The sequence below is a fragment of the Nocardioides lentus genome (assembly GCF_039529515.1).
Classification (GTDB): Bacteria; Actinomycetota; Actinomycetes; order Propionibacteriales; family Nocardioidaceae; genus Nocardioides; species Nocardioides lentus.
The window spans coordinates 502,540-508,703 of sequence record NZ_BAAAMY010000005.1 but is presented as its reverse complement, the minus strand read 5'-3'; the positions used below and the strand labels follow the sequence as shown (position 1 = coordinate 508,703).

The window sequence follows — 6,164 nt, the reverse complement described above, 5'->3', positions numbered from 1 at the left end:
CCAGCGTCTGACGCGGCCGCGCGGGCCCGGCGGCGCTCGGCCCACGCCTCGACCTCGGCCTCGACGTCACGCTTGGCGGTGATCACGGGCGGCCCGCCGAGGTTCGTGAGCAGGGCGTGCTTGATCCGGGCGTTGAACTCCGCGACCTCCCGGCGCACCTCCGGCTCGGCGGTGAGCGCGTCGAGCCGCTCCTCGAGCCGGGCGTCGTCCTTGCGCAGCTGCAGCGCGGGTGGCAGGAGACCGGTGATCTTCTCGCGCTCCATGAGGCGCTTGACCCACCAGTCGGGGTCGTCGCCGCGGCCGATCAGCTCGTCGATGGGCTTGCCGGCGCCGGGCAGGTCGTCGAAGTCCCCGCGCTCCTGCGCCTGCCGGATCTGGAGGTCCACCCACGACGACTGGTGCTGGATCCGCAGGGCCGCCGCGGACCGACCGGTGCGCGGGTCGCGCTCGCGCAGCTCCTCGGCCGTCGCGTAGCGCCGCGCGGCCTCGTCCTGCTCGTCGGAGCCCTCGTCGTGAGAGCGCTGGGACATCGCCATCACCTCGCCCTCCAGCGTACGAGGGGGCCGGAGCGTGCGCGGGCGTCCGCGGCGGGCCGTCGGCGGACCGGGGCCGTGCCCACGCCCAGGAGGGTCGGCGAGACCACCGCGACCGCCGCGGCGACGAGCGCGCGCGGTCTCCGCCCGACGCCCCGCTGCGTCAGGGCCGAGACGACCAGGAGCCGGAGTCCTGGTCGTCGGCCCGAGCCGCGCCCGTACGCCGGCCTGCCGGGTCCCGACGGATCTCGCATCCGAGACCTGGGTGGCGCGCCCCCGGTTGCCGCCGCGGCGTCGGGACCGGTGGACTGGGGCCGTGCCAGCCCCGGTGTCAGCCTCCCCAGCGCCCGTGGTGCACGACCTCGTCGCGGGGGCGGCGCGGCCGGCGGGTGGCCGAGCCCGAGCCGGCGTCGTCGGGGTGCGGGTGACCCAGGCTCACCGCGCCGGTCGGCACCAGGGCCGCGGGCACGCCGTACGCCTCGCGGAGCGCGGGCCAGCGGCCCGGCGGCACCCCGAAGAAGCAGGCGCCGAGGCCCCGGTCGACGGCGGCCTGCAGCACCAGCAGGGCGGCCATGCCGGCGTCGACGTGCCACCACGGCACCGCGAAGCTCTGGTCGGAGCGGGCCTTGTCGGGCTCGGCGTACCGCTCGCGGTAGGCCGACTCGTCCGCCCACACGACCACGACCACCGGAGCGGTGCGCATCCCGTCGAGCCAGGCGCTGCCGGTGACGCCGGACGGGGTGGTGGCGCGCCAGAACGCGGCGACGTCCGGGGGCTCGACCAGCGCCAGCAGCCGCGTGCCCTGGCTGAAGCCGGCGCTGGGCCCGCGGGTGCCGGCGTCCAGCACCGCGTCGACGTCGGCGGGGTCCAGGGGCGCGTCGGCGTACCGGCGGACCATGCGGCGGCGGCGGACGACCTCGGCGAACTCCATGGGAGCGGATCATGACGTTCGAGCAGATGTGGCGCGACCTCGCCCCGGTCGGGCGGTCGGCGGACAGCGGCGGCTACTTCCGCCAGCCGTGGACGGCGGCCGAGACCGAGCTGCGGACCTGGTTCGCCGAGGAGGCCCGCCGCCGCGGCCTGCGCCTCGTCGTCGACGGCCTCGGCAACCAGGTCGCGTGGTGGGACGTGGCCCCGGAGGTCGGGCCCGAAGCCGGGGCCGGTGTCGGGCCGGGCGGCGGGGTAGTCCCCGACGTTCGGGCCGTGGATCCGGCCGGATCCGGGTCCGAACGTCAGGGACTGTCCGGGGCCGCGCCCGGATGGTCAGAACGTCAGGGACTATCCCGCCCGGGCGGGGCCGCCGACGGCGTGCTCACCGGCTCGCACCTGGACTCGGTCCTCGACGGCGGGGCGTACGACGGGCCGCTGGGCGTGGTGAGCGCGTTCGCGGCGCTCGACGTGCTGCGGGAGCGGGGCTTCAGGCCGGCGCGGCCGCTGGGGGTGGCGGCGTTCGTGGAGGAGGAGGGCTCGCGGTTCGGGCGGGCCTGCCTGGGCTCGCGCCTCGCGGTCGGTGCGACGACCTGGGCCGAGGTCCGCGAGCTGCGCGACCGAGAGGACGTCGCGCTGCCGGACGCCCTGGTCGCCGCCGGCCTCGACCCGGCGGCGCTCGAGCGCGGTGACGGCCCCGACGTCCTCGCGGGCGTCGGCGCCTACGTCGAGCTGCACGTCGAGCAGGGCCGCGACCTGGTGCACCGGGACGTGCCGGTCGGCCTGGGGTCGATGATCTGGCCGCACGGACGCTGGCGCTTCGACTTCACCGGCGAGGCCAACCACGCGGGCACCACCCGCATGGAGGACCGCCGCAACCCGATGCTGACCTACGCCATGACCGTGCTCGCCGCGGACAAGCAGGCCCGGCTCGCCGACCTGCGGGCCACCTTCGGCCGCGTCGAGGCCGTGCCCAACGGCGTCAACGCCGTGCCCAGCCGGGTCAGCGCGTGGCTCGACGCGCGCGGCGCCGACGACGGGGCCGTCCGGGCCCTGGTGGCCACGATCGAGCGCCAGGCCGCCGACCGGGCCGACCGCGACGGCACCGCCGTCACCGTGACCGCGGAGTCGCTGACCGCCCCCGTCCACTTCGACGCCGACCTCACCGGGCTCATCGACGCCGCGGTGCCGGGTGGCCCGGGACTGCCGGTCATCCCCACGGGCGCCGGCCACGACGCCGGGGTGCTCGCGCAGGCCGGCGTGGCCACGGCGATGCTCCACGTCCGCAACCCGACCGGCGTCTCCCACGCCCCGGGCGAGCACGCCGCGACCGCGGACTGCCTCGCGGGCGTCGACGCGCTGGCGCACGCGCTGGCCCGCCTGGCGGGGGAGGGCGCCGCGTGAGGCACTTCCTGCAGCGAGCCGTGCTGCCCGACGGCCCCCGCGACGACGTGCTCGTGGTCGTCGAGGACGGCCGGTTCGTCGAGGTCGTCCCGGGTGCGGCCCGCCCGCGACGCGCCCTCGAGGTGCCGGGCCTGACGGTCCCGGGCCTCGCCAACGCCCACTCCCACGCCTTCCACCGCGCCCTGCGCGGCCACACCCAGGCCCGGTCGTCGGCGGAGCCGGGCTCGTTCTGGACCTGGCGCGAGCAGATGTACGACGTCGCCGAGCGCCTCACCCCGTCGACCTACCTCGCGCTCGCGCGGGCGACGTACCGCGAGATGGCCGCCGCCGGCGTCACCGCGGTGGGGGAGTTCCACTACCTGCACCACCGCGGCGACGGCACGCCGTACGACGGGGCCGAGGGCGGGCCCAACGCGATGGGCCGAGCGCTGGTCCGGGCCGCCGCGGAGGCCGGCGTCCGGCTGACGCTGCTCGACGCCTGCTACCTCGCCGGCGGGTTCGACGAGCCGCCCGCCGGCGTCCAGGTGAGGTACGACGACGGGTCGGCCGCCGCCTGGCGTCGCCGCGTCGAGGCGCTCGACGCCGAGCTGGCCGGTCGCGACGGCGTGCTGCTCGGCGCCGCGGTGCACTCGGTGCGCGCCGTCCCCGCGCCGCAGATGGCGACGGTCGCCGACTGGGCGCGGGAGCACGCGCGGCCGCTGCACCTGCACCTGTCCGAGCAGCCGGCCGAGAACGAGGCCTGCCTCGCCGCGACCGGCCTCACCCCCACCGGCCTGGCCGAGCGGGAGGGCCTGCTGGGGGAGCGCAGCACCGTCGTGCACGCCACCCACCTCACCGACGCCGACGTCGCGACCCTCGGCGCGACCCGCACCCGCGCCTGCTTCTGCCCCACCACCGAGCGCGACCTCGGCGACGGCGTGGGTCCGTCGGTCGCGCTGCGCGACGCCGGGGCGGTGCTCACGCTCGGCTCCGACAGCCACGCCGTGATCGACCCCTTCGAGGAGATGCGCGCCGTCGAGCTGGACGAGCGCCTCGTCACCGTGCGCCGCGGGCACTGGGCGGCCGCGGACCTGCTGCGCGCCGCGGCGTACGACGGGCAGGCGAGCCTGGGGTGGGCCGACGCCGGACGCATCGAGGTCGGGGCCCGCGCCGACCTGGTCACCCTCGACGACGCCTCGGTGCGCACCGCCGGCACCGGCGCCGACGTCGCCACCGCCGTGTGGGCCGCGAGCGCGGAGGACGTGGTGCGCACCGTCGTCGACGGCCGCGTGGTCGCCCGCCGCGCCGACCGACCCGCCGTCGGCCGCGAGCTCGCGGCCGCGATCGCCGCCGTCCGACCCCCAGGAGCCCGTCGATGACCACCACCCTGCTCACCGGCATCGGCGAGCTCGTCACCAACGACCCGGAGCGCGCCGAGGAGGGGGGTCTGCTGGGCCTCGTCCGCGACGCGGCGGTGGTGCTCGACGGCGACCGCGTCGCCTGGGTCGGCCGCGCCGCCGACGCCCCCGCCGCCGACCTCGCCCACGACTGCGGCGGCCGTGCGGTGGTCCCCGGCTTCGTGGACTCCCACAGCCACCTGGTCTTCGCCGGGGACCGCTCCGAGGAGTTCGCCGCGCGGATGACCGGGCAGCCCTACGCCGCCGGCGGCATCCGCACCACCGTCGCCGCGACACGCGCCGCCACCGACGAGCAGCTCGCCGCCAACCTCGCCCGCCTCGTCGGCGAGATGCGCCGCCAGGGCACGACGACCGTCGAGGTCAAGAGCGGCTACGGGCTCACCGTCGCCGACGAGGCGCGCTCGCTCGCGATCGCCCAGCAGGTGACGTCCGAGACCACCTTCCTCGGCGCGCACGTCGTCCCGGCCGCCCCGGACGGCTCCCCGGGCGATGCCGGTCGATATGTCGACATGGTGACGGGGCCGATGCTGGCGGCCTGTGCGCCGTACGCCCGGTGGATCGACGTGTTCTGCGAGAGCGGCGCCTTCGACGACGACCAGGCGCGCACGATCCTCGCCGCCGGCGCGGCCGTCGGGCTGCGCGGACGCCTCCACGCCAACCAGCTCGGCCCCGGTCCCGGGGTGCGGCTGGCCTGCGAGCTGGGCCTCGCCGCCGTCGACCACTGCACCTACCTCGACGACGCGGACGTCGACGCGCTGGCGGCGTCCGGCACGGTGGCGACGCTGCTGCCCGGCGTCGAGTTCTCGACCCGCCAGCCCTGGCCCGACGCCCGGCGCCTGCTCGACGCCGGCGTCCGCGTCGCGCTGGCGAGCGACTGCAACCCGGGCTCGTCGTACACCTCGTCCGTCCCGTTCTGCCTCGCGATGGCCGTGCGCGACATGGGCATGAGCCCCGCCGAGGCCCTGCACGCGGCGACCCGCCGCGGGGCCGAGGCGCTGCGGCGCGACGACGTCGGGGCCCTGGTGCCCGGGATGCGCGCCGACCTCGTGCTGCTCGACGCCCCGTCGTACCTGCACCTGGCCTACCGCCCCGGCGTCCCCCTCGTCGCCGCGACCTGGCTCGGGGGCAGGCCCCTGACCTGAGGTCCGCTCGGCCCACCTCCGACGTCCACCGGACCGCGGAACCCGACCGCTCCTGCCGCCGTCCGAGGGCCGTGAGGATGCGGACAACGGCCGGGCTCGCACTCGTCGTGCCCCTGGCGGCGTGCACGGCGTCGGGCGGCATCGCGTGCGAGGCCGGACCCGGCTGGCGCACGGTGACCGTCGCGCCCGAGCCCGACCGCGCCGCCCGGGTGCGGCTCGAGCTCCCGGTGGAGTGGCGCCGGGTCGACACCAGCGCATGCGAGTGGCAGGTGACGGCCTACGGGCCTCCGGGGACCGACGCCTGTGACGTGGCCGGGTACCCGGTCACGCTCCACGAGGCGGACGTGTTCGACAGCGCGAGGCAGGCGGGCCTGATCACGTCCGCCGACGGTCGGTGGAGCGGCCACGTGGTCGCCGGCGGGACGGTCGTGGCGGTCGGCGGCACGGACCGCGCCACGACCCGCCGCGTCCTCGCCTCCGCCCGTCGCGCCGCCGACCCGGACCCCGAGGTCGCCCGCTGGCGCGGACGCGACACCGTGGACGGAGCGTCCGGCGTCACGGCCGTCCTCCCGCACGACCCGCGAGCCGCCGTCGAGGTGCACCCCGGCCGCCCGGACTGCGCCGTCGAGCGCACCGCGGTGCGCCGCGAGCCCGGCCGCGGCTGGAGCGCCGGGCTGTGTCGCGACCGCGTCGTCACCGTGACCGCTCCGACGCCCGCGCTGGTGCAGGTCGTCCGGGAGACCGTCCGCGGCTGGTGAGGG

General features: G+C 77.6%; 6 protein-coding genes. 4 read left to right on the top strand and 2 right to left on the bottom strand.

The genetic code is table 11. The features are described 5' to 3' along the window. The coding region (locus ABD158_RS13365; protein WP_344007970.1) for a DnaJ family domain-containing protein at positions 1–530 on the bottom strand (530 nt) is incomplete at its 3' end. 334 nt (positions 531–864) lie between these two features. After that, the gene (locus ABD158_RS13360) at positions 865–1,464 is read right to left on the bottom strand and encodes a nitroreductase family protein (RefSeq protein ID WP_344007967.1); all 600 of its coding nucleotides are present in this window, start codon (positions 1,462–1,464) and stop codon (positions 865–867) included. Between the two features lie 11 nt (positions 1,465–1,475). Here ABD158_RS13360 and ABD158_RS13355 point away from each other — a divergent pair, with 11 nt between their 5' ends. The 4 genes from ABD158_RS13355 to ABD158_RS13340 all read left to right on the top strand — a co-directional run bounded on the left by ABD158_RS13355 (position 1,476) and on the right by ABD158_RS13340 (position 6,161). Next, positions 1,476–2,864, top strand: a complete 1,389-nt coding sequence (locus tag ABD158_RS13355; RefSeq protein WP_344007964.1) for an allantoate amidohydrolase — start codon at positions 1,476–1,478, stop codon at positions 2,862–2,864. Next, positions 2,861–4,222: a formimidoylglutamate deiminase gene (locus tag ABD158_RS13350; protein WP_344007961.1), complete on the top strand. Its 1,362-nt coding sequence runs from the start codon at positions 2,861–2,863 to the stop codon at positions 4,220–4,222. The genes ABD158_RS13355 and ABD158_RS13350 overlap by 4 nt, the downstream gene beginning before the upstream one ends. Further along, positions 4,219–5,403 (top strand): imidazolonepropionase, encoded by a 1,185-nt coding sequence (hutI, locus tag ABD158_RS13345; protein ID WP_344007959.1) that lies wholly within the window; start codon positions 4,219–4,221, stop codon positions 5,401–5,403. Before ABD158_RS13350 ends, hutI begins: the two co-directional genes overlap by 4 nt. Before the next feature lie 77 nt (positions 5,404–5,480). Beyond that, complete coding sequence (locus tag ABD158_RS13340; RefSeq protein WP_344007957.1) at positions 5,481–6,161, top strand: hypothetical protein; 681 nt, start codon at positions 5,481–5,483, stop codon at positions 6,159–6,161. Positions 6,162–6,164 lie beyond the last annotated feature (3 nt).